Raw genomic sequence first — 22362 nt, 5'->3', positions numbered from 1 at the left:
CCCACCGCGTCTGCGGCCCCTTTTATGGCACAGATACGGGAGAGGGCGGAAGCGTGGGTTTCGATATGCGGTCCGACCGGGTGAGCCATCTGACAGGGGCGAAGGCCGCGATGGCTGCGGCGAATGCGGGAAGTCCGACGACCAGAGCGGCGATCAGCGCCCAGGGGGTCTCGAACGGTGCCCGTGGGGCCGGATCCCAGTCGATCGGGGCGGTCATGGGCCACGCCAGGAGAAGGCCGATGACGCACCCGGCGCAGGCGCCCATCGCCGTGCCGAGGGCCGCGCTGAATGCCGCTCGGCAGCCGACGAAGAAGCGTAGGGCAGCGGCTGAGCCGCCACCGGCCCGGAGCAGGAGGCGCATCGAACGAGCAGAACGGATCGTGGCCAGTGTGCCGAGGAGGGCGATGAGCACCAGTACCGCTACGACGTACAGCCAGCCGGTCGGGGCCTGGTAACCCTGCTCAAGGTGAATCCGCGTGGTCTCCTCGAGTCTGCGATCGAGCCGCTCCCGCTCGATCGCCGAGGTTCGATGAAGAGAAGGGTCGATGATCAGCTGCTCCGGTTCCAGGTGAAAGCCGAGATCCCGCACAACCTTCGCGGGGATGAAGACCGACCCCAGACGGGGCTCGGGTGGACTGACCGTGATCGCCGGGATGGTCTTCGTGGACGGCGATTGATTGGTCTCGAAGAAGGCGTACCGGACCTTCGCTGAGTCTGCTACTCCTTCTTCGCCTGTCGTGATCACCACGGCTGTTTCCGGGTCGTAGGGGGTTGACGGATCGCCGGTGAGGTAGCGGAGCAGCGCCTGGTCACCTATGTGTGTTTCGCCCCAGTAGGAATAGCCGGAGGTCTCCACCTCAATATGGCCGAGTTCGCGCTGGCCATTGTTCTCTGCGATGGGTGCGCCGGACAACTCCTGCCTGATGACCGCCCGCACGGTGGCCGCCTGGTCCGGGGAGAACCCTTCCACCACGAGTGCGCCCAGTCGGCCCTCAGGCCGATAATCCGCCCTGGCCTTCGCCGTTACGGCAACCGAGATGATCACCACGGCGATCGCGACGGCGGTCGCGCTCATCGTCGTCGTTACGCCGGCGGCTGTCCGGGCGGGTCTGTCGGCCAGAGGACGGACTGCCGGCCGAAACGCGGGCGGCAGCCGTGAGGCGTTTCGCCAGAGCACTAGCAGCAGCCATGGAATGAAGGGTCCCAATCCGAAGATGAGCAGCGCGCCAGCCACCACGCCCGCCAGAGCAGTCAGCGCTGACCCGAAGTCGTCATAGTGCTGGTCTTCATGGGTGGACCACGCGATGAGGGCCATCGCCACGAGACCGAACGCCGACAAGATCGCCCCAACGACCAGGCGGTTTCTGCCCACATGGGCATGTCGGTCGCGAGGGGCCGATCGCGCCGCGAAGATCACGGCGCCGCAGACGAACGTTGCAGGGATGCCCAAAATCACTATCAAAAGGAACACAATCGGTGCGATCACGGGGAAAAAGTACGCAGGTGTGCACGAGGTCGAACGGGAAAGCTACCGATCTCACAATCCTCACAACAGAGGGCGGGCGTGATAGCGACCTACTCACTTCCGCGCGGCGGCGCGCAGAAAGCTCCGGGCGCAGCGTGCTGGAGTGCGGGGAGGAGAAGCCGATCCGCTAGAGAGTGCTGAGCTGCGGTGAAGTGCTCGAGTACTGCCCGCCACCTCTGGCGAATGAACGGCTCATGTGGTTGTGCCCTTCGGGCACCTGCCACACGTCATTCGCCTTCCTGCATATGGGAACGCCCCTGGAGAAGGGCGTCGCTCACGCGCTCCCAGGCTGCGCTTCGCTCTGGTTATGTTTTCGGACCAGGGATCGGCCCACGCTGGGCCGGAAAGGTTGCGAGCTGAGCTTCGGCGTTGCCGGGATTGGAGATATCTCATAGGCGTTCAGCAGAGTCAAGGATGCGATGCGGCAACTTCGATCTGGCCCCCAAGATTTCGATGCCGATCAGTTTGCCGAATTCATCGAAATCCAGATTTATCATTCCCCCGACTTCACCGGGGTCGCAGGCATACGTCTGAACAGATCCCCCGGGCAATATTCCATCGGAAATATAGATATAGGCGGCATCGGCCAGTCGATCATAGGTCACACGCAATTCAATCATCTCACCCTTCTTCCTTCTGCTCTGCGGGTCCTCAATTGACTTGCCGGCATCGATATCCAGGAGGCCGACAGGGATAGCCGTCTTTACATCCAGTGGAAACGCATTACTTTCTTGACCTTTCCACGGAACAGTTCTTTCACACACCCCGACATATAGGGCTCTCAACGGAGAGGCTCTCGCCGTGCGGTCCGCGACGCCGAGAAATGACACCCGCCCAGGCGGAACAGCAGGCTAGAGGCCGCCGCAAAGCCAGCCCCAGGGGGTTGCAGTAGAAATCGATGAACTCGACAATGAACCGGCTCTCGCCGGCGTCGGGATAGCTGGAGTAGAGGGAGATCATCGCGTCGTGCCGCGCGCCTGCGATCTTGGCCTTGCCGAAGTAGTCACGGATTTCCTGCGGCGATAAAGAGGTCAACACCAGATATTCACAATAGTCCCCGCTTCCTCCTGACACATTGGGGCCGGATGTCACGTCATGCCTATTGTGGAATATACGTGTATTCGGCGGATGCGGGTAGTGGATTGCCTGTTGGTACAAGGCATCGAGACGGGGATCGTCGCGCCAGGCAGGGACTCGGTGCACACTGCGCGCGGGTACGGCAGGGAGATCCTTTTATGGCCGCCGAGGTTCACCGCGCGCAGCAGCACCACAATCGGGTCGCGCCCGATTGTCTATCTCGACAGCCGGGACGCCGTCGGCAGGCAGGCGCGGACGCCTCCCTCGGCGCCGCGGGTGAAGAAGGAGATCCGTTGCTCGGCGGAGCCGTGGTCGCCGACGTCGGTCCACGGGGTGCGGTCGCCCATGCGGCGCAGGGCGGCGCGGAGTTCGGCCACGTCTCCGTCCTCGAAGAGGAGCGTCTTCTGGGCCGCGGCGCCGAACAGCACGGCGCCGGCGAAACAGTCGGCCTGTAACTCCTGGGCGCGGGGCACGAGAGAGCGCTGGATCCTGGCCTGGACGGCGTGCCCCCACTCGTGGGCGATGACGAGGTAGACCCAGGCGTCACCGGATCGGTAGCCGCCGGCCATGAGGTCGAAGTCCCAGGCGATGAAGTCGCCGGGCAGGCAGTAGAAGGCGTTGCCGAAGCCGGTGCGGCTACCACCGCAGGCCGGCGGCTGCCGCACGCCCCGGCGGAAGGAGCCGAAGACCTTGGGAGGCTGATAGGTACCGGTGAAGAAGCTGGTCCAGTTGCGGGCCCAATAGGCGTTCGTCACGTTGATCGCGGTGGTCATGTCGGCGTTGATGTCGTCGGGAACGCGCGGGGCCGCGCTCGCTGGAGTGGCTATGAGCAGGGACGATGTCAGGAGTGCGGCAAGGGCCGCCGATCGGATGCGCATGGAGGTCCCGGTTTCCGGAGGGGATGGGACTCCATTGCAAACGCCCCCGCGCAGAGGCGAATATGGCGTTTTTCACAGATGCGGGAACGATGACGGATACGCATCAATGGTTTCAACGCCCGGCTTGACCTGAGGAAACTCCTTCCAGGGCCAAATCATCGACCTGGCTGATCGTGTCGAAGTGGCTGTGTAAGGCTCTTTCACGTGATCCCATGCCCCGATCAGGCGGCTCGCGGGGCGAATACCGCAGCCCCGTTGAGCACGGGGCATGATCCGGTCACAGCCTGGCGTTGGAGCCGCTGGTGTGCGGCATCCCGGCCATCCGCTCACGCCGTGGACCACGCCGACGCAGGCCCGCCAAGCTGCACGGCGACAAGGGCTACGGCTACTCCCATGTGAGGGCATTCCTGCGCGGGTGTGGCATCGTCCCGCGCATCGCCCGGCGCGGGATCGAGTCCAGTCAGCGGCTGGGCCGCCACCGCTGGGTGGTGGAGCGGACCGTCTCCTGGCTGGCCGGGTGCCGGCGATTACACCGCCACTACGAACGCCGCGCCGACACTCGTCTGAGCGGGGTTGCCGGGTCACCGCCCGGCAACCCCTTCACGACCCGACACAAGTTCACAACCCGACACAAGGCGGCATCATGCTTCCCGTGCACGACCAGTGGGATCTGCTCGTCGAGTATGACCTGAGCTACTACTTCCATGGGCTCTGGGTCGAAAGCGACGACCAGGAGAAGGTGGCGAGACTTCTCCGGGTGGACGAGAAGACGCGGCAGGAGTGTGATCTCGGCACACTGATCGACCTCTACCAGGGACGACCGGCGGACACGGTCTGGCTCGGCCCGCACGCGCCGGGCTGGACACACCTCCTCGCCTTCGGCCTCTATCCCTATCACCCCGCCATCCGCAACCTGGGGAAGCGGCGGGTCTTCCAGGTTCGGTACGACGACGACCGCTACCTCCTTGAGGGGCTGTATCTCTACTACGACGGCCGGCAACTCGGCTACGCCGGGCCGCCGGACGAGGAGGGAAACATGGATCTCCCTGATTACCTGGCCTATGCCGACGGGCTGGAACTCGGCGAGGACGACCGACGGAACCTGCACCTCATGTTGTGCATGGCGGGCCGGATCACGGGACGTTTTCTCGATCAGGAGTGGTTCACATCCACCCGCACCATGTATCGCATCCCCGACGGGACCTGGCCGGAACCCGGGTGATGCGCCCTGTCAGGGCAGGGCGGCAGCGCTCGATGTAGGGCGCGGGTCCAGTAAGACGGTGACTCATTTGGTGAGGCGGCGATAGCAGATGAGGGCTGCGGCGATGGCGACGAAGAAGGCGAAGTGGTCGGCGCGGCGTTCGTAGTGGCGGTGTAATCGCCGGCACCCGGCCAGCCAGGAGACGGTCCGCTCCACCACCCAGCAGTGGCGGCCCAGCCGCTGACTGGACTCGATCCCGCGCCGGGCGATGCGCGGGACGATGCCACACCCGCGCAGGAATGCCCTCACGCGGGAGTAGTCATAGCCCTTGTCGCCGTGCGGCGCTGATCGCGACAGAGATCGGCAGACCGGTCCGTTCGGTGACGAGGTGGATCTCCGACCCGTTCTTGCCGCGATCGACAGGATCCGGACCGGTCAGCTCCCCCCTTTGACCGCTCGCACGCTGACGGAGTCGATCGCGCACCGCGACCAGTCCAGTTCACCGCAGGCGCCGAGCTCATCCAGCAGGACCCGATACAGCTTGGCCCACACCCATGCGCCGCTCCATCCGGCGAAACGGCGGTGCACCCTCTGCCAGGAGGCGCCGACAACGGGCGGAAGCTGCCGCCAGGCGCAGCCGGTCATGGCCACATACACGATCGCCGCCAGGATCACCCGATCCTCCACCCGCCGCCGCCCGCCACCTTGCGGACGGGCCGGCACCGGCGGAACCACACGATGAAACAGCTCCCACAGGTCGTCGGGCACCAGCCGCTTAAAGAACGCATCCACGAACGATCCAACAACCACAACCCAAATGAGTCACGGTCTAAGCGCGCCGAGGTTTCCAGCAGGGACGCCACCCCGCAAGGCCCCGTAGCGTTGCGGTCATGAGCGAAGAGATCACCCCCTTCCGGATCGACATCCCTCAGGCCGTCCTCGACGATCTCCGCGACCGGCTCGACCGCACCCGGTGGCCGGACCAGATCCCCGACACGGGGTGGGATTACGGGGTGCCGGTGGCCTACGTGAAGGAGCTGGCCGAGTACTGGCGAAACGCCTACGACTGGCGCGCCTGGGAGGCGAGGCTCAACGCCCATCCGCAGTTCACGACCGAGATCGACGGGCAGAACGTGCACTTCTTACACGTCCGCTCCGCACGCCAGGACGCGCTGCCGCTGCTGCTGACCCACGGGTGGCCCGGGTCCGTCGTGGAGTTCCTCGACGTGATCGGGCCGCTCACCGAGCCACCGGCCGGGGAGCAGGCCTTTCACCTGGTCATGCCCTCGTTGCCCGGGTTCGGGTTCTCCGGGCCCACCCGGGAGCGGGGGTGGAACCGGTTCCGTACGGCCAGGGCGTGGGCCGAGCTGATGCGGCGGCTGGGCTATGAGCGCTACGGCACCGGGGGCAACGACGCCGGGTCGCTCGTCGCGCCCGAGCAGGGGCGGGTCGATCCCGAGCACGTCGTCGGCGTGCACGTCACGCAGATCTACTCGTTTCCGTCCGGCGATCCCGCCGAGTTCGCGAAGATCACGCCGGAGGACCAGGAGGCGCTCAAGGTCCTCTCCTGGTTCCGCGACAACAAGATGTCGTTCAACACCCTGCACTCGCAGCAGCCGCAGACCCTCTCGTACGCCATCACCGACTCCCCCGCCGGGCTGCTCGGCTGGCATGCCCAGCTCATGGGCGAGGGCCTCGACCGTGACTTCGTCCTCACCAACGTCATGCTCTACTGGCTGACCGGCACCGCGACCTCGGCCACCCGCTTCTACTACGAGGATGCCAGGGCCGAGGCGCCGGCCGGGCCGACCACGGCGCCGATCGGGCTGGCGATGTTCAAGGGCGACTTCGTGTCGATGCGCACCTTCGCCGAGCGCGACCACACGGACATCCGGTCGTGGCACGCCTACGAGGAGCCCGCCGGCCACTACGCCGCGCACCTGGCGCCGGAGGTGCTCGTAAAGGATCTTCGGGACTTCTTCCGGAGCCTGTGAACGGGCTAGTTCTGGATCTCGATCGGGCCCTCGTCGAAGACGGTGATGTCGGTGACGATGGGGATCGGGTGGGGCCAGTCGACGTTGACCACGAAGGTCACGCCCTGGTTGGCGTCCCACGGCGGGCCGTGGGGGGCGATGTTGGAGACCGTCACGTTGGCGGAGCCGATGAAGCGCTGGTGGTTGGCGTCGGCGAAGCCGCCGTGGGCGTCGGGGTCGGACTCGGGGATGTACTCGCTGGCGGCGACGTGCACGATCGAGTTGACGTTGATCGCACCCCAGTTGAAGTTGAGCGGAACCCGTCCCTTGAGGGGTCCCCAGTACTTGCGGATGTGCTGTGGCATGCACCGAGACTGGCGGGAACACCGGTGTCGGCGCATGAGTAGGGGGCTGCTCCATCGACCGGCCGCCCCCCCGACGCCTTCTGTCGAAGAGGTCACAACTTTTGCCGATTCCGGCAAAAGACTATGGGCAAGCCGACGAACACGCTCTATATTACGGCGCAGAGCAGCATTAATACGCCCGTGTTACAGCAACCGGCATCCGCCGTCACGCCGGCCATATCGGCGGTGCCGTAACCCCCCTGCGCCGCCCTGACCGCGGCTCCCTCACCGAGATGGGACTGGCCATGCGGAAAATACCCCTGTTATCCGCCTCAGTGCTCACTGCGCTCTCGTGCCTCGTCGTGCCCGCGCAAGCGCGGGCGGCGGTGCCGCCGCAGGAGCCGGGCGTCACCCTGCGCACCTATGACGTCCAGGTCGAGCTGTCCAAGCTCTGCACGCTCAAGCCCGGTCAGACGCCCAACGTGGACAAGCTGATGCCCACGATCGACTGGACGTCCGACGCCGACTTCGGGCTGACCGACATGTTCGTCACCGAGGTCGTCGGCAACATCTCCATCGCCACCGCCGGCGCGTACGAGTTCCGGCTCACCAGCGACGACGGCTCCCGGCTGCGCATCGACGACACCGTCGTGATCACCAACGACGGGCGGCACGGGGCGATCGCCGTCGACGGCGCGATCAACCTGACCACCGGCTACCACGCGCTGCGCATCGACCACTTCGAGCACCTGTACGGGCAGCAGCTCAAGCTGGAGTGGCGGCCCCCGGGTTCCGCGCAGTTCACCCTCGTGCCCAACTCGGTGCTGAGCACCGACGCCGACGTCGTCCGCGTCACCGGCCCGGGGCGCAAGGAGTGCGAGAGCGGTGCCGACTCCCCCGGCGACGGGCTGCCGCTGACCTCCGTCCACCCCGACTTCACCCTCACCGACCTGCGGCCCAGTGGGTTCCAGCCGCAAGTGACCGGCATGGACTGGCTGCCCGACGACCGGCTGGCGATCACCACCTGGGGCGGGACGGACAACAAGCTCGGCGAGGTCTACCTGCTCGACAACGTCACCGGCGCGACCTCGGCCGCGCAGGTGACCACGAAGAAGATCGCCAGTGGGCTGCAGGAGCCCATGGGCATCAAGTACGTGGACGGCAAGCTCTACGTGTCGGAGAAGTCCCGGCTGGTCGAGCTGAACGACACCAACGGCGACGACGTCGCCGACAACCTCAGGACCGTGGCGACCTGGCCGTTCGGCGGCAACTTCCACGAGTTCGCGTTCGGCATGCTCTACCGGGACGGGCACTTCTACCTGAACCTGTCGGTCGCCATCAACTACGGCGGCGCGACCACCGACCCGCAGCCCGCGTCCGACCGGGGCACCACCATCAAGGTCAACAAGGACACCGGCGCGGTCGAGTACATCGCCGGAGGCCTGCGTACCCCGAACGGGCTCGCGTGGGGTCCCAACGACGACCTGTTCGTCATGGACAACCAGGGCGGCTGGTTGCCCGCCTCGAAGCTCGTGCACGTCAAGCCGGGCCGGTTCTTCAACCACTACACCAACCCCGACGGCCGGTTCGACGACAACGTCGTCACCAAGCCGGTGCTGTGGCTGCCGCACAACGAGATCGCCAACTCCCCCAGCACGCCGCTGCTGGTGAAGGAGGGCCGGTTCGCCGGGCAGATGCTGTTCGGCGACGTCACGTACGGCGGCATCCAGCGCGGCTACCTGGAGAAGGTCAACGGCGAGTACCAGGGCGCGGTCTTCCGCCTCACCCAGGGCCTCGAAGCGGGCGTCAACCGGATCAGCCTCGGGCCCGACGGCGCGGTCTACGCCGGCGGCCTGGGCGCCGGCGGCAACTGGGGCCAGGCGGGCAAGCTCAACTACGGCCTGCAGAAGCTGACCCCCGGTGAGGACACCGCCTTCGAGATGCTGCGCATGCGCGCGATCGCGGGCGGCTTCGAGGTCGAGTACACGCAGCCGCTCTCGGACGAGACCGCCGCGTCGCTGGCGTCCAAGTACCAGATCACCCAGTGGCGCTACGCCGCGTCCTCCACCTACGGCGGCCCCAAGGTCGACGAGGAGCCGCTGACCGTCACCTCGGCCGACCTGTCCGCCGACAAGAAGAAGGTCACGCTGAAGATCGCGGGCCTCAAGGCCGACCGCGTGGTGCACCTGCGCTCGCCGCGCCCGTTCGCCTCGGCGTCGGGTCGGCCGCTGTGGAGCACCGAGGCCTGGTACACGCTGAACACGCTGGTCGACGGCCTGGAGAGCGACACCGTGTACGAGGCCGAGAGCGCCTCGCACAGCGGCGGCGCGGGCCTGGCCACCGACCACCTGAGCTACACGGGCAGCGGCTTCGTCGCCGGGTACGGCAACCAGGGCGCGGCCACGCAGTTCGCCGTGACCGTCCCCCGCGACGGCACCTACCACGTCGGCCTGCGCTACTCCAACGGCCCGAACCCGGCGCCCGGCAACAAGTCCGTGAGCGTGTACGTCAACGGGACCAAGATCAGGCAGGTTCCGCTGCCCAGCACGGTCACGTGGGAGCAGTGGGCCACCCGGGTCGAACCGCTGACCCTCAACGAGGGCGTCAACCTCATCACGTACAAGGTGGACGCCGGCGACACCGGCCACGTCAACCTCGACCACATCACCGTGGCCGCGCAGCGCGTGTTCGAGGCCGAGAACGCCACGCTGGCCGGCGGCGCGAAGGCCAACAAGGACCACCCCGGCTACACCTACAAGGGCTTCGTCGACGGCTACTGGAACCAGGGCGCGAGCACGTCGTTCTCCGTGTGGTCCGACACGACCGGCCCCCACAACGTCGGCCTCCGCTACGCGGCCGACACCACCAGGTCGCTGAGCGTGTACGTCAACGGCGAGAAGGTCCGGCAGACGCGCCTGGCCTCCTCGGGCGGCTGGAACAGCTGGGCCGTCCAGACCGAGCCGCTGAACCTGGTGCGGGGCACCAACCAGATCACGTACAAGTTCGACTCCGGCGACGGCGGGAACGTCAACCTCGACCACCTCACCGTGTCGCGGGCCGAGCGCATCACGCTGTTCGACGGCTCCAGCCTGGCGGCGTTCGAGAAGCGGGCCGGCGGCCAGGCCACGTGGCCGATCGCCAACGGTTCGGTGGAGTCGCTCGGCGGCGACATCCGCACCCGGCAGATCTACGGCGACTTCAAGCTGCACGTCGAGTGGCTGGTGCCGGACTACCCGCCGAACGTGACCGGTCAGCAGCGCGGCAACAGCGGCGTCTTCCTCCAGGAACGCTACGAGGTCCAGGTCCTGGAGTCCTCGGGTGACCCCGCGCCGCTCATCAACGGCGCGGGCTCGATCTACAACAAGCGCGCGGCCTCCAGCAACATGGCCACCGCTCCGGGGACGTGGCAGACGTACGACATCACCTTCCGCGCCGCCCGCTACACCAGCACGGGCGCGAAGGTCGACAACGCCCGGGTGACGGTCGTCTGGAACGGCCAGGTCGTGCACGACGACGTGGCCGTCGACGGCGGCACGGGCGACCACATCGCCGAAAGCGCGGCCCTGGGCGGCATCCGCCTCCAGGACCACGGCGACGCGGGCGAGAACCCCCGTTTCCGCAACGTCTGGATCGAGCCGGTCTCCTGACGTGACGCCGGTTTAGACAGCAGGACAAAGGGGCTCCGGACTGACCGGAGCCCCCTTTTTTCCTGCGGCAGGCCGCGGACGGCCCGGGAGTGACCGTCCGCGGCCTGGTCTTGGAGACAACCTCAGTTGCGCAGGCTCCACTGCTGGTTCGGGCCGCCGTTGCACGCCCACAGGATGATCCTCGTGCCGTTGGCGGTGCCGCCGCCGAAGGCGTCGAGGCAGAGCCCCGACTGGACGCCGGTGATCGTCCCGTTGGAGTTGACGTTCCACTGCTGGTTGGTCTGGTTGTTGCAGTCCCAGATGATCACCTGGGTGCCGTTCGTGGTGCCCTGGCCCGAGGCGTCCAGGCACTTGTTGCCGAACACCTGCAACTGCTTGCCCGAGGTGTACGTCAGCCGCTGGTTGGTGCCGGTGCCGCAGTCCCACAGCTGGGCCTGGGCGCCGTTGGTGGCCGAGCCTCCGGTGATGTCGAGGCAGCGGTTCGACTGGGCGCCGACGATCTGCTGGCCGCCGCTGCTTCCGCCGCTGCCCTGCCGGACCAGCGACGCCGACGCCGCCGAGCGGTTGCCCTGGGCGTCCACAACGAAGAGACGGTATTCGCCGTTGGTGGTCGGCACGGCGATGGACGTCGCGGTGCCGCCCGCCCTGGTCATCGTGGGACCGGCGGTGAAGGTCGTGGTGCCCGCCGGGGCCAGCCAGACGCTCTTGGACGCGTCGCCGGTGCTGCGGATCGGGATCGAGGTCTGGCCGCTGCCGGTGTACGTGCTGGCGGGCAGGACGTAGTCGGGCAGGGACAGGTTGCTCTGCGGGATGATGCCGCGGTAGGCGTCTTCGAGCCCGGAGTTCACGGCGATGGTGTAGGCCGGGGCCGGCCAGACGTAGTCGGACGACACGATGATGTCGTGGACCGTGCTGTTCGGCAGGTTCTTGTTGGAGACCTTGTTGATCGGCCCGTAGGTCTGGGTGATGCTCAGGTCGTGCTTGCGGCCGAAGTCGTCGGAGTTGATCAGCCAGGTGATGTTCTTGTCGACGCTCAGGACGTTGTCGCGGAAGACCATGTTGCCCGAGCCCTCGTCCGGGTGGAGCCCGTACTTGTGACCCGCCGGCACGCCCTGCATGTAGTTGTTGGTGATCGTGGTGCCCGGCTGGTTGCCCAGCGTGTAGACGGGAGCCGTGTCGCTCAGGCGCTGCACCGTGTCGATGAAGTGGTTGTAGCTGATGGTGTTGTTCTTCGCCGTCGTGGTCGGCCGGTTGGGCGCGATCGAGCCTGACGAGCCGTCGAAGTTCCACCAGCCCCAGCCGAGCGTGACGCCCGACCACGGGGCCTTCTCGATGCGGTTGCGCTGGACGGACAGGCCTTCGGCGAAGTAGGCCGAGACGGGGCTGTGCCCGTAGAACAGCACCGCGCTGTCGTAGAGGTAGTTGTTCTTGATCTCGATGTTCTTGGGCGCGCCCTCGACCGCGGCGGGGTACTTCTCGCGGTTCGACGAGGTGTGGTCGCCGATGTAGACGTGCTGGGGATGGCCGACGACGACGGCCGATCCGGCGATGTCGTTGGTGTAGTTGCCGATCAGCTGCGTGTTCACCACGTCGTTGACCATGCTGATGCCGTCGACGCCGGTGTGCTGGATGCGGTTGTTCTGCAGCAGCAGCCCGTCGGCGTTGTCGATCTGGATCATGCCGGGCGCCGTGTCGACGTTGCGGTAGTAGTAGGCGTGGAAGTTCTGCTTCGCGTAGGCGAGGGCGCCGAGGTTGCCCTGCTGGGCCTGCTTGAGCACCGAGCCGGCCACGTTGAACAGGTTCCAGTCGGAGTGCTGCACCGTCAGGCCCGAGAAGGTGATGTTCCGGGCGCGGGCGCTCGTGGAGGTGCCGGCGACCTTGATGAGGGTCGTCACGTTGTTCGGCGCGACCACGCTCGCGGTCGCCATGTTGTCGGAGCCGGCCTTGTAGTAGTACAGCGTCTTGGTGGTCTTGTCGAAGAAGAACTCGTTCGGCTGGTCGAGGAACTCGTAGGCGTTCATGACCTTGTGGCTGCCGCCGACCTGCGCGTTGCCGTTGAAGGCGCCCTGCGCGATGGCCGCGCCCGGCTGCTGGAACGTCGCGATGCGGTTCGAGCCGTCGGAGGTGACCGTGCGGACGCCGACGATGGCGGTGGTCCAGGTCGTGCCGGTTTCGATCTCGATGTCGTCCTGGTTGGCGGCGACGGCGGGGAAGTCGTTCAGGCTGTACCGCGACCCGGCGCACTGCGAGCCCGACTCCCACGCCCATGACGCCTGGCCGGCCGTGACGTTGTAGGTGCCGGTGCATCCGCCGGAGCTGATGGTCTTGGAGGCCATGAACGCGCGCTTGTCGTTGACGTAGAGCGCGCGGAGCTTGTTGTTGCGGTTCAGCGGGGCCTTCCAGATGTTCCCGCTGTGCTGCGTCCAGCCGGTCACCTGGACGCCGCCGCTGAGGACCGGCGTCTCGTTCTGGTACGCGGCATAGATGACCCGGAAGCCGTTCGTGCCGGAGTCGGCCGGCGTGAAGTCGATGGTGCTGGTGACCGGGTACGTCCCGCCGCGCAGGTAGACGTAGATGTCGCCGGTCATGCTGGCGTTCACCGTGCGGACGACGTCCCTGGCGCGCTGCAGGGTCTTGAACGGCGACGCGATCGTGCCCGGGTTGGAGTCGTTGCCGTCCGGGGCGACGTAGTAGGTGGCCTGGGTCGCCGCCGAGGCCACCCCACCCGCCATGTTCGGGAGCACCACGGCGGCGGCGAACACCGCGAGCGCCGCCAACACCTTCCCGGTGGTGGATAAGACTGACTTCACGCTCTTTTCCTTTCGCTGGTTCTTCACCTGTCGCGAGGTCGTCCGCCCCGTGCCACGTCGACGAAGAATCCGCAACACCCAAACATATGACGTATGCCGACTGACGTCTGAGGTAATGTTGCATCAAGAGAGGTGTCTGGCAACAGGTGTCAATTCGGGGGCAGGCACCCCCTCATCCGCTCTTGCGGGGGATCAGCCGCGATCCGGGCGGTCCCGGCCGGGCGAACCGCCGCCGCTCATGAAACTTTCACGGCGGCACCACCACCGATTTCGCACATGATCTCCCCATGTTCATCGCCACCTCGTGCCGGTCGGCGGATCGAATGGCGGCGTGAGGTTCTTCGTCGCGCAGCTGGTCCGGTTCGCGTGGGCCGAGGCGAAGGCGTGCGGGTTCGCGGTGGGGTTGTTCGCGGGGCTGGCGCTCTCGTCGGTGCTGCCCCTGCCCGTGCCGCGTTATGACGCGCTGCTCCTGTACGCCCTCGCGCTCACCGTGGTGTTCCGCGTCATGCGGTGGGAGACCACCGAGGAGGTCGCCGTCATCGGGTGCTTCCATGTGGTCGGGCTGGCGTTCGAGCTGGTCAAGGTGCGGCTCGGGTCGTGGAGTTATCCCGAGGACGCCTACACCAAGTTCTTCGGGGTGCCGCTCTACAGCGGGTTCCTCTACGCCGCCGTCGGGAGTTACGTGTGCGCGGCCTGGCGGATCCTCTCGCTCCGGCTGGTCGCCTACCGGGCCCTGCCCGTGACGCTCCTCGCGGTGGCGATCTACGTCAACTTCGTCAGTCACCATTGGTGGGTCGACCTGCGGGTGCCGCTGGCGGTGCTGCTGGTGGTCGTCACCTGGGGGACGGCGGTGTGGTTCACCGTGGGCGGGCACCGCTACCGGCTGCCGCTGGCCCCGGCGCTGCTGCTGACCGGGTTCTTCCTCTGGGTGGCGGAGAACGTCGCCACCTTTTTCGGCGCGTGGGAGTACCCGCATCAGCGGGACGGCTGGCGGCTCGTCCACACGGGGAAGATCGGGGCGTGGGCGCTGCTGGTGACCGTCAGCTTCGTGATCGTCGCCTCCTGGCGGGGCGCGCGGGAGCGGCGGGTCAGGGCCGGGTGAGGCGGGTCTTCAGCGCCGTCACGTCAGCGGGGTCCATGCCGGCGGCCAGGAGGTACTTCTCCGCGTCGAAGCCGTCGAGGGCGTCGTACACGGCGGCTCTCAGGGTCGTTCCCTTGGTGCGCAGGATCTGTTCGATCTCCGCGGTCTGGTCGTCGATTCCCAGCGCCGGGTAGAGCGGGACCAGCCGGGACGTGCTCTCCTCGTAGTCGGCCGCGATCGCCTCCCGGGTGACCCCGGCCAGCGACAGCAGCAGCATGACGATGAGGCCGGTCCGGTCGCGTCCCAGGCCGCAGTGCACCAGCACGCCGCCTTCCGGCGCGCGGGCCACCGCCGTCGCCACGGCGACGCACTGGGCCGGCTTGGACTCCATGAAGTAGCGGTAGTAGAGCGGCGTCCCGTCGAGGTCGTTGTCGCGGATGTGCCGCCAGACCTGTTCGTCGGCCATGTCGTCGAGGTCGATGCGGACCGTCGTCAGGCCGGCGGGCCGGAGGTCGGCCGAGCAGGACTCGCGGAGGTCGACCACGGTTCGCACTCCATGGGCCACGGCGGCCGCCCAGCCCGCCGCCGTCAGGCGTTCGGGATTGTCCGAGCGGATCAGCGCGCCGAACGGTGTTTGGCCGCCGTCGTGAAGTGGGAGACCTCCCAGGTCTCGCGTGTTGTGACAGCCTTCCCAGGACAGATGGGGCACGAAGGGTCCTTTCTCGTCAAGGGGCATTGCCGACCATAAACCGACATTTATCTGACTCGCAGCATTGACCTGTCCGACACGTCAAGTCAACGTTGTTATCGCAGGTCGCTTGCGTGAAATGTCAATTTAACGCAGATATATCTTGACTTGTGAGCCCGGAGGGCCTATCACTTGGTGGGCAGAAGTCGGCGATCTCCCATATGGCGGCATGATGACAACTGAATCCGGTTCGGCTCAAAGTCGCGACGAATACCGGGCTATGCAGGCCGAGGCGTTCAACCGCATCGGGTCACGGTACGACGACGCCTTTCCCCACAAGGAGGGGCAGATCGCGGCCGTGGAGTGGCTGATCAAGCAGCTCCAGCCGGGCGCCCGGGTGCTCGACGTCGGATGCGGCACCGGAGAGCCGACCGCCAAGCAGTTCGCCGACGCGGGCTGCGAGGTCACCGGGATCGACATCTCGCCCGTCATGCTCGACCTGGCGCGCAAGAACGTGCCCGAGGGCACGTTTCTGGAGCGCGACGTCACCGAGATCGACGCCTCTATTGGGCGCTTCGACGCGGTGGTGGCGTTCTTCTCGCTGCTGATGCTGCCGCGGGCCGACATCGCGACGGCGTTGCAGAAGATCCACGACGTGATCGTGCCCGGTGGGCTGCTGGCGCTCAGCATGGTCGAGATCGACCTCGACGACGTGCCGTTCCAGTTCCTCGGCGCTCCCGTCCGGGTCACCGGTTACCTGCGCGAAGACCTGCGGGCCCTCGTCGAGGAGACCGGGTTCACCGTGGCCGTCGAGACCGACATCTCCTACGCGCCGGCCACCACGCAGGCGCCGCCGGAGATCCAGTTGTTCCTCAACTGCCGACGGAACCAGTTCTGACGGCGCAGTGATCGACACCGAGGGTCTGGCTTTTCTCGGTGACACGGCACGGGCGATCGGTGACTGCCTCGACCCGGAGCAGGCCGCACGGCTGCTCTGCGAGGCGGCCGTGCCCCGGCTGGCCGACGCCGCCGCCGTCTACCTCGACGGGGGTGCCGTGCACCGGCTCGATCCGCGGGGGCGGTTGCCCTCGCGCTGGTCGGGCGATCCGGCGGCCACGGTTCCCGAACTGGTGGGCGGACGGCTGCTGACCGTGCCGCTGCGGGCCTATGGCGAGGCCATCGGGTGCGCGGTGCTGGCGCGGGATCGTGAACGCGGCGAGTTCGACCAGGACGACGTGCTGGTCACCGGGCAGCTGGCGGTGCCGGTGGCGTTGACGATCTTCCACGGCCGACTGCACCGCCGCCAGCTGGAGACGCTGGAGATCCTGCAACGCGGGATCCGGCCCGGGCAGCCTCCCTCTCTGCCCGGTCTGGAGATCGCGTTCCGCTACCAGCCCGCCGCCGCGCGTGTGGGCGGCGACTGGTTCGACGTCATCCCGCTGCCCGGCTCCCGGGTGGCCCTGGTCGTGGGCGACGTCATGGGTCACGGCCTCGACGCGGCGGCGATCATGGGGCAGTTGCGCATCGCCGTACAGACGCTCGCCTCTCTGGACCTGCCGGCCGAGCAGGTGCTGCAGTCGCTCGACGAGATGGCGCAGCGCCTGGCCGCCCAGACGATCACGACCTGTGTCTACTGCGTGTACGACCCCGTCCTGCGCCGCTGCACCATCGCCAGCGCCGGCCACCTGCCCCCGATCCTGGTGAGCGCCGAGGGCAAGGCCGAGGTGCTCCAGCCGCCCGCGGGCACCCCGATCGGGCTCGGGCGCAACGCGTTCGAGACGGTGGAGATCGCGGCCGACGACGACAGCGTGCTCGTCCTCTACACCGACGGCCTGGTCGAGGAGCGCGGCGAGGACATCGGCGTCGGAGTCGAGCGCCTGCGGCGCGGGCTGGCCGGGGTGCGGCCGATCGAGGAGGTCTGCGCGAGCGTGGTCCCGGCCGCGCCGGCCCGCGACGACGTGACCATGCTGGCGATCCGGTTCACCGGCATCCCCAGCGAGGACGTCGCCCAGTGGCTGCTGGAGCCGCACACGCAGACCCCGTCGCGGGTGCGCGGGCTGGTGCGGCGCACGCTGGCCGGATGGGGCCTGCACAGCCTCATACCGACGGCCGAGCTGCTGGCCTCCGAGCTGGTCACCAACGCGGTGCGGGCCACGGCCCGCCCGATCACGGTCCGGCTCCTGCGCACCGACAGCCTGTTGTGCGAGGTCAGCGACGACGACCACCGCATGCCCAGGCTCCGCGAACCCGGCCGCCACGACGAGGAGGGACGCGGGCTGTTCGTGGTGAACCAGCTCGCCGACCGATGGGGCACGAGCCGCGTGGCGGGCGGGAAGACGGTCTGGTTCAGTCTCGCGGTGAAGGGGACCTGATCGCGCCATGATGGACGCGTGAAGCGCCTGACCCGCCTCGTCCGCGACGAGAACCTCGACCTCTACTTACTCGGACTGGTCGCGCTGGCGTTCACCGCCTTGGGTGTCGTCGGGCTGGCCGAGACCCCGGTGCTGCTCTCGGCGACCCTCGCGCTGCTGGCGCTGCTGGCGTTCTCGCAGATCAAGTCGCGCCGCCAGGTGGCCGACCTGGTCGCCGACCGGCGTCTCCTGCGCGACGACTTCCCGCCGGAGCTGGCGGCCCGGCGGGCCCGCGCCCGCGACTACCTGTTCATCGGGCGGTCGATGGCCCGGACGGCCAACACGATGCGCGCCGACCTGAAGGCGATGCTGGAGAGCGGCGCGCGGATCCGGGTCATGATGGTCGACCCCGACAACGAGCCGGTCATCGCGGCGGCGGCCCTGATCGGCTACAGCGGCTCCGATCCGGCACTGCTGGCCGGGCGCATCCGGGGCGTCCTGGCCGAACTCGACCATCTGCGCTCACTCACCGGGGGCAACCTGGAGATCCGGCTCACCCGCTTCGTCCCCACGGTGGGCCTCCAGGTCATCGACGGCGTGTACGTCTGCGCGCAGCGCTTCGAGCACCGCCCGCCGGGCGAGAGCGGGCCGATCCTGGCACTGGAGCCAGGTGACGGCCTCTGGTTCCACCGCTTCGCGGCCGAGGCGGAACGCATGTGGGACGACGGGGTGCCCTGGCCCGGATAGTGCCGATCCCCTACTAGGTCTGAGTACGAAAGCGGTGCTGGGACAGCCCCGGATGGAAGATCCTTTGGGGCATGAAATGGTGGATTTTCCTGGTTTCTCTGACTTTCGCGATATTCGCCGCCTGGTTGACCTTCTCGACCGGCGTGGCCCCCAGCACCGTCCTGGCGATCGGCGTCGGCGCGGTGAGCCTGATCTGGTTGCTGATCCTGCTGACCGTGCCGTGGAACCTGTACTTCTCGGCCCGCCGGGTCGTGCACGAGACCGCGCTGTCGCGGGAGCGCGGCATCGAGGTGCCGCAGGCCCGTGAGGACGAGGCCCGGGGCATCGCCAAGCGCATGTTGCGGCTGGCGGTGCTCGGGCACGTGGTCTCGGCGGCGGTGATCGCGGTGGTCACGTACTTCTCCGGGGAGTACGTGGGCTACTACTTCTCCGGCTTCTACCTGCTGGCGACCCTGTTCCGGCCCACCGGCGCCTACCTGACCCACCTGAAGGACCGGGTCGGCACGCTGATGGAGGAGCTGCACTACCCGCGCCAGGACGTGGCGACGCTGCGCGGCGACGTCAAGGACCTGGTCGAGGCGCGGACCACGCTGGAGGCGTCGATCGAGACGCTGACCGAGGAGCTGCGGCAGGTGCGCAGCGAGCTGGCGGCGGCGCGGTCGATCCTGGAGGACGCCGACCACGACCTGAACCGGCGGATCACGACGATGACCAGGAAGTTCGACGAGACCGTCGACGGGCTGAGCGACAACCAGGAGCTGATCACCGGGCTGAAGGCCTTCCTTCGCCTGGTGCGCACCAGCTGACGGCCGGCATGGTCCGCAGTTCTCCGCCCTGGAGGGAGCCGAGCAGCCAACCCTCCTCGTAGGGCACCACGTTGGCGGGGGCGGGGTCGATGCCCGACAGTCTCCGCTCGATCCGGCCGTCGGGGGTGAGGACGAGGATCGACCCGGCGGGCGGGTCGTCCTCGTCGGCCAGGAGGGCGGCGGGCAGCCGTACCGCGAGCCGACGGGTCCAGACATTCGGCAGGACGCGGTCGTCGAGGAGGGGCACCCGGTCGTACACCGGCAGCAGGAGCCTGCCGTCGGGCAGCCGGGTGAAGCCGTCGCCGATGCCGGGGACGTGGTCGAGGAAGGTCGAGGTCGTCCCGTCGTCGAGGGAGACGCGGGTCACCCGGTAGCGGGTCGACTCGACCACCAGCAGGGCCTTCTGGTCGTCGGTCACGACGACGCCGTTGGGGAAGTACAGGTCTCTCACCAGGGTGGTCGTCGTCTTCGCGGCGGGGTCGTAGCGGAGGAGCCTGCCCCGGGGGCGGCCTTCCAGGAAGTCGTACACGGAGAAGGCGGAGCCCGGGAGGGTGGAGTTGTTCAGCCTGCTGTTGGAGTCGGAGAAGTAGACGGTGCCGTCGGCGGCCACGGCGAGGTCGTTGGCGAACCTGATCGGCTCGCCGTCGGCGGTGTCGGTGAGCAGGGTGACGGTCCCGTCGGGAGCGACGGACTGCAGGCCGACGCCGTGGTTGGCGACCAGCAGGTTCCCTTGGGCGTCGAAGACCAACCCCAGCGGCCGCCCGCCGACGTGGGCGAAGGTCTCCGGCCGGCCGCCGGGGACGATCCTGACCAGACGGCCGTCCATCAGGCCCGTGTAGACGTTGCCCCGGCCGTCGACGGCGAGGTCCTCCGGCCCGCGCAACGCGCCGATCGGGGTCACCCCGGCGGCTGGGACGTCCTGCGGGACCTCGGATGGTGGCCCGGGGTCCCAGGTGATCGGGTCGAAGGGGTCGACCGGCGGGCGGAGGAACACGAGGAAGGCGCCGGCCAGCAGCGCCGGCACGCCCAGCCCGATGAGGGCCCATCTCTTGAGCTTCACCCGGCCGAGTCTGGAGCCGGGTTCACGAGCCTGGAAGCGTGCCTCCACGTATCAGGGGTGCGGCTGGCCTCACCCGTTCAGGTAGCGCAGGACCGCCAGGACGCGGCGGTGGTCGTCGGGATGGGCGGGCAGGGTGAGCTTGGCGAAGATGCCCGAGCAGTGCTTCTCGACGGTGCGTTCGGCGATGCCGAGGCGGGTGGCGATGGCCTGGTTGGTGCGGCCCTCCGCCATCAGCGACAACACGGCCCGTTCCCGTTCGCTGAGCTCGTTGAGCGGGTCGTCGGGTCTGTCCCGGCGGCCGACGAGCTGGTCGATGACGATCGGGTCGAACGCCGCCCCGCCGCCGCCGACCTGCCGCACCGCCGCGGTCAACTCGGCCAGGTCCGTCACCCGGTCTTTGAGCAGGTAGCCGACGCCCTTCGCGCCGCCGTCGAGCAGTTCGACCGTGTAGGTGAGGCGGACGTACTGGGAGAGGACGAGCACCCCCGTACCGGGATGGAGCCGCCGGATCCGCCCCGCCGCCCGCAGGCCCTCGTCGGTGCGGGTCGGCGGCAGGCGGATGTCGACGATCGCGACGTCGGGGCGGTGTTCGGCCACCGACCGCAGCAGGCCCGCGGCGTCGTCGTGCGCTCCGACGACCGTGAAGCCGGCCTCGTCGAGCAGCCTGACCAGGCCCTCGCGCAGCAGCGTGTTGTCTTCGGCGAGGGTCACCCGCACGGCAGCACCGCCCTGACGACGGTGCCGGCGCGATCGTCCACGTGGAAGGTCCCGCCGCAGACGGCGACGCGTTCGGCCAGACCGCGCAGCCCGGTGCCGCGCGTGGTGTCGGCCCCGCCGACGCCGTCGTCGCGGATCTCGACCGACAACACTCCCCCGGCCGTCACGACGCGCACGACCGCCTCGGTCGCCCCGGCGTGTTTGCTCACGTTGGCCAGCCCTTCGGCGACGACGTAGTAAGCGACGGTCTCGACCTCCGGCGGCAGGTCGCCGACGCGGGCCGTGACCCGCACGGGCACGGGCGAGAGCGCGGCCAGCTCCGCGACCGCCCCGGCGAGCCCCCGTTCGGTGAGCACTGGGGGGTGGATGCCCTGGGTCAGCGCCCGCAGGTCGCCGAGCACCGCGAGCAGGGCGTGCCGGGCCTCTCTGATCAGTGGCGCGGGGTCGCGGGACGCCTCGGCCAGCGACAACGTCATCGGGATCGACAACAACCGCTGCTGCACGCCGTCGTGCAGGTCGCGCTCGATCCGCCGCCGTTCGGCCTCGGTCGCCTCCCGCGCCTGCCGGATGCGCAGGCGAAGGTCGGCGGCGAGCCGCTCGTTCCACAACGCCAGCCCGGCCGCCGCGCAGGCGGCCTCGATCAGCTCGGGCTCCTCGAAGAGCACGGGGTCGTGGACGAGCACCGCCAGCCGCTCCCCCGCCCGGTCGACCCGCGTGGCCCCGCCCTCGGGCACTTGGACCTCCCGACCGGCGAGGTCGACGTAGCGGTCTCCCGCCCAGTAGCCGACCCGGAGCGCGGGATCGCGCAGCGTCGCGGCCAGCTCGGCCTCGATCCCGTTCGCTTGGACGTCGCCCAGCCGCACCACGAGGTCGGCCACCGCGCCCCGCCGCATCCGGCGATGAAACAGCCCGGCCAGATATCCGGCCGGAACGAGCCCGAAGGCGACCTGTAACAGGGCCTCGGCCGTCGGATCGGCCGCGACGGGCTTCAACCCCAGCACCGTCACGACCGCCACCAGCCCGGTCAGGGTGACCGGGCTGAACACCCGCCGCCGCGCCGCCGCGCTCCCCCGCCACCGGATCACCTGCACCGCGACGACCGCCGCGCCTCCGACGGCCAGCCCGGCGAGCGGTTCGATCGCCGCGACCACGAGGGCCGCGTAGACGACGCCGACCCCGGCCCGCCGCACGGTGGTCTCGGCCCGCCCGGTGGGAAACGTGATCAGCCAGTGCCCCAGCACCGCCGCCCACGCGCTGCCGATCACCGGCGGGGCGGGACCGAACTTGGTGAGCAGCCAGAGCGCCCCGACCCCGGCGAGCAGGGGCCCGGCGCGATAGCGGGGCTGGACGACCCATCCCACGATCCCGGCGACCAGGTACGCGGCTCCGACGAGTGATTCGCCCACACGGCGAGTCTAGAAGCCGTCCCGATGGACACCACAAAGTAAGTCAAGCCT

18 protein-coding genes and 2 pseudogenes are annotated in these 22362 nt (G+C 68.3%); 9 read left to right on the top strand and 11 right to left on the bottom strand.

What is annotated here, in order from left to right:
- Positions 1 to 22: 22 nt before the first annotated feature.
- The 4 genes from GT755_RS06190 to GT755_RS06175 form a co-directional block, all read right to left on the bottom strand.
- A complete protein-coding gene (locus tag GT755_RS06190) occupies positions 23 to 1486 on the bottom strand; it encodes a hypothetical protein (RefSeq protein WP_161478772.1) in 1464 nt (487 codons plus the stop codon).
- Positions 1487 to 1914: 428 nt separating this feature from the next.
- Positions 1915 to 2289, bottom strand: coding sequence for a DUF2283 domain-containing protein (locus tag GT755_RS40975; protein WP_328794202.1), 375 nt, complete (start codon positions 2287 to 2289; stop codon positions 1915 to 1917).
- Positions 2282 to 2563, bottom strand: a complete 282-nt coding sequence (locus GT755_RS06180; RefSeq protein WP_161478771.1) for a hypothetical protein — start codon at positions 2561 to 2563, stop codon at positions 2282 to 2284. The genes GT755_RS40975 and GT755_RS06180 overlap by 8 nt, the downstream gene beginning before the upstream one ends.
- Positions 2564 to 2817: 254 nt before the next feature.
- Entirely contained in the window at positions 2818 to 3375 is a 558-nt protein-coding gene (locus GT755_RS06175) for a neutral zinc metallopeptidase (protein WP_235966163.1), read from the bottom strand.
- 386 nt (positions 3376 to 3761) lie between these two features.
- Here GT755_RS06175 and GT755_RS06170 point away from each other — a divergent pair.
- A pseudogene (locus GT755_RS06170) lies at positions 3762 to 4040 on the top strand (IS5/IS1182 family transposase); the annotation flags it as partial.
- Between the two features lie 83 nt (positions 4041 to 4123).
- Positions 4124 to 4702: a hypothetical protein gene (locus tag GT755_RS06165; RefSeq protein WP_161478769.1), complete on the top strand. Its 579-nt coding sequence runs from the start codon at positions 4124 to 4126 to the stop codon at positions 4700 to 4702.
- 63 nt (positions 4703 to 4765) lie between these two features.
- Here the strand turns inward: GT755_RS06165 and GT755_RS06160 are convergent.
- Positions 4766 to 5473, bottom strand: a pseudogene (locus GT755_RS06160) (IS5 family transposase).
- Positions 5474 to 5571: 98 nt separating this feature from the next.
- Here GT755_RS06160 and GT755_RS06155 point away from each other — a divergent pair.
- Entirely contained in the window at positions 5572 to 6675 is a 1104-nt protein-coding gene (locus GT755_RS06155; protein ID WP_161478768.1) for an epoxide hydrolase family protein, read from the top strand.
- A gap of 5 nt (positions 6676 to 6680) precedes the next feature.
- Here GT755_RS06155 and GT755_RS06150 read toward each other — a convergent pair whose 3' ends face one another.
- Positions 6681 to 7019 (bottom strand): hypothetical protein, encoded by a 339-nt coding sequence (locus GT755_RS06150; RefSeq protein ID WP_062349121.1) that lies wholly within the window; start codon positions 7017 to 7019, stop codon positions 6681 to 6683.
- 314 nt (positions 7020 to 7333) lie between these two features.
- Between GT755_RS06150 and GT755_RS06145 the strand changes: the two genes are divergently transcribed.
- Positions 7334 to 10645, top strand: a complete 3312-nt coding sequence (locus GT755_RS06145; protein WP_202609726.1) for a family 16 glycoside hydrolase — start codon at positions 7334 to 7336, stop codon at positions 10643 to 10645.
- Positions 10646 to 10767: 122 nt separating this feature from the next.
- Here the strand turns inward: GT755_RS06145 and GT755_RS40970 are convergent, their stop codons facing one another.
- On the bottom strand, positions 10768 to 13455 hold the full coding sequence (locus GT755_RS40970; RefSeq protein ID WP_202609725.1) for an RICIN domain-containing protein: 2688 nt from the start codon (positions 13453 to 13455) through the stop codon (positions 10768 to 10770).
- A gap of 331 nt (positions 13456 to 13786) precedes the next feature.
- On the opposite strand from GT755_RS40970, the gene GT755_RS06135 reads away from it, so the two are divergent.
- Positions 13787 to 14557, top strand: coding sequence for a DUF817 family protein (locus GT755_RS06135; RefSeq protein ID WP_161478766.1), 771 nt, complete (start codon positions 13787 to 13789; stop codon positions 14555 to 14557).
- Here GT755_RS06135 and GT755_RS06130 read toward each other — a convergent pair.
- On the bottom strand, positions 14544 to 15245 hold the full coding sequence (locus GT755_RS06130; RefSeq protein WP_328794201.1) for a tyrosine-protein phosphatase: 702 nt from the start codon (positions 15243 to 15245) through the stop codon (positions 14544 to 14546). The genes GT755_RS06135 and GT755_RS06130 overlap by 14 nt on opposite strands.
- Positions 15246 to 15456: 211 nt before the next feature.
- Here GT755_RS06130 and GT755_RS06125 point away from each other — a divergent pair, with 211 nt between their 5' ends.
- The 4 genes from GT755_RS06125 (at position 15457) to GT755_RS06110 (ending at position 19128) form a co-directional block, all read left to right on the top strand.
- The gene (locus GT755_RS06125; protein WP_161478764.1) at positions 15457 to 16122 is read left to right on the top strand and encodes a class I SAM-dependent methyltransferase; all 666 of its coding nucleotides are present in this window, start codon (positions 15457 to 15459) and stop codon (positions 16120 to 16122) included.
- Positions 16123 to 16129: 7 nt separating this feature from the next.
- Positions 16130 to 17596 (top strand): SpoIIE family protein phosphatase, encoded by a 1467-nt coding sequence (locus GT755_RS39235; protein WP_161478763.1) that lies wholly within the window; start codon positions 16130 to 16132, stop codon positions 17594 to 17596.
- A gap of 18 nt (positions 17597 to 17614) precedes the next feature.
- The gene (locus GT755_RS06115) at positions 17615 to 18322 is read left to right on the top strand and encodes a hypothetical protein (protein ID WP_161478762.1); all 708 of its coding nucleotides are present in this window, start codon (positions 17615 to 17617) and stop codon (positions 18320 to 18322) included.
- A 71-nt stretch (positions 18323 to 18393) separates the two neighbouring features.
- The gene (locus GT755_RS06110) at positions 18394 to 19128 is read left to right on the top strand and encodes a coiled-coil domain-containing protein (protein WP_161478761.1); all 735 of its coding nucleotides are present in this window, start codon (positions 18394 to 18396) and stop codon (positions 19126 to 19128) included.
- On the opposite strand, the gene GT755_RS06105 is transcribed toward GT755_RS06110, so the two are convergent.
- The 3 genes from GT755_RS06105 to GT755_RS40965 all read right to left on the bottom strand — a co-directional run bounded on the left by GT755_RS06105 (position 19085) and on the right by GT755_RS40965 (position 22311).
- Positions 19085 to 20188 (bottom strand): SMP-30/gluconolactonase/LRE family protein, encoded by a 1104-nt coding sequence (locus GT755_RS06105; RefSeq protein WP_161478760.1) that lies wholly within the window; start codon positions 20186 to 20188, stop codon positions 19085 to 19087. The genes GT755_RS06110 and GT755_RS06105 overlap by 44 nt on opposite strands.
- Before the next feature lie 69 nt (positions 20189 to 20257).
- Positions 20258 to 20905: a response regulator transcription factor gene (locus GT755_RS06100; protein WP_161478759.1), complete on the bottom strand. Its 648-nt coding sequence runs from the start codon at positions 20903 to 20905 to the stop codon at positions 20258 to 20260.
- Positions 20896 to 22311 (bottom strand): sensor histidine kinase, encoded by a 1416-nt coding sequence (locus GT755_RS40965; protein WP_161478758.1) that lies wholly within the window; start codon positions 22309 to 22311, stop codon positions 20896 to 20898. Before GT755_RS40965 ends, GT755_RS06100 begins: the two co-directional genes overlap by 10 nt.
- Positions 22312 to 22362 lie beyond the last annotated feature (51 nt).

Source organism: Herbidospora solisilvae, from assembly GCF_009901565.1.
GTDB lineage: Bacteria > Actinomycetota > Actinomycetes > Streptosporangiales > Streptosporangiaceae > Herbidospora > Herbidospora solisilvae.
This window is presented reverse-complemented; position numbering and strand designations above follow the sequence as displayed.

Coding starts and splice junctions, on each gene's coding strand:
- GT755_RS06125 (WP_161478764.1), top strand. CDS start 15,457: ATGACAACTGAATCCGGTTCGGCTCAAAGTCGCGACGAATACCGGGCT.
- GT755_RS06175 (WP_235966163.1), bottom strand. CDS start 3,375: ATGACCACCGCGATCAACGTGACGAACGCCTATTGGGCCCGCAACTGG.
- GT755_RS06110 (WP_161478761.1), top strand. CDS start 18,394: ATGAAATGGTGGATTTTCCTGGTTTCTCTGACTTTCGCGATATTCGCC.
- GT755_RS06155 (WP_161478768.1), top strand. CDS start 5,572: ATGAGCGAAGAGATCACCCCCTTCCGGATCGACATCCCTCAGGCCGTC.
- GT755_RS06165 (WP_161478769.1), top strand. CDS start 4,124: ATGCTTCCCGTGCACGACCAGTGGGATCTGCTCGTCGAGTATGACCTG.
- GT755_RS06150 (WP_062349121.1), bottom strand. CDS start 7,019: ATGCCACAGCACATCCGCAAGTACTGGGGACCCCTCAAGGGACGGGTT.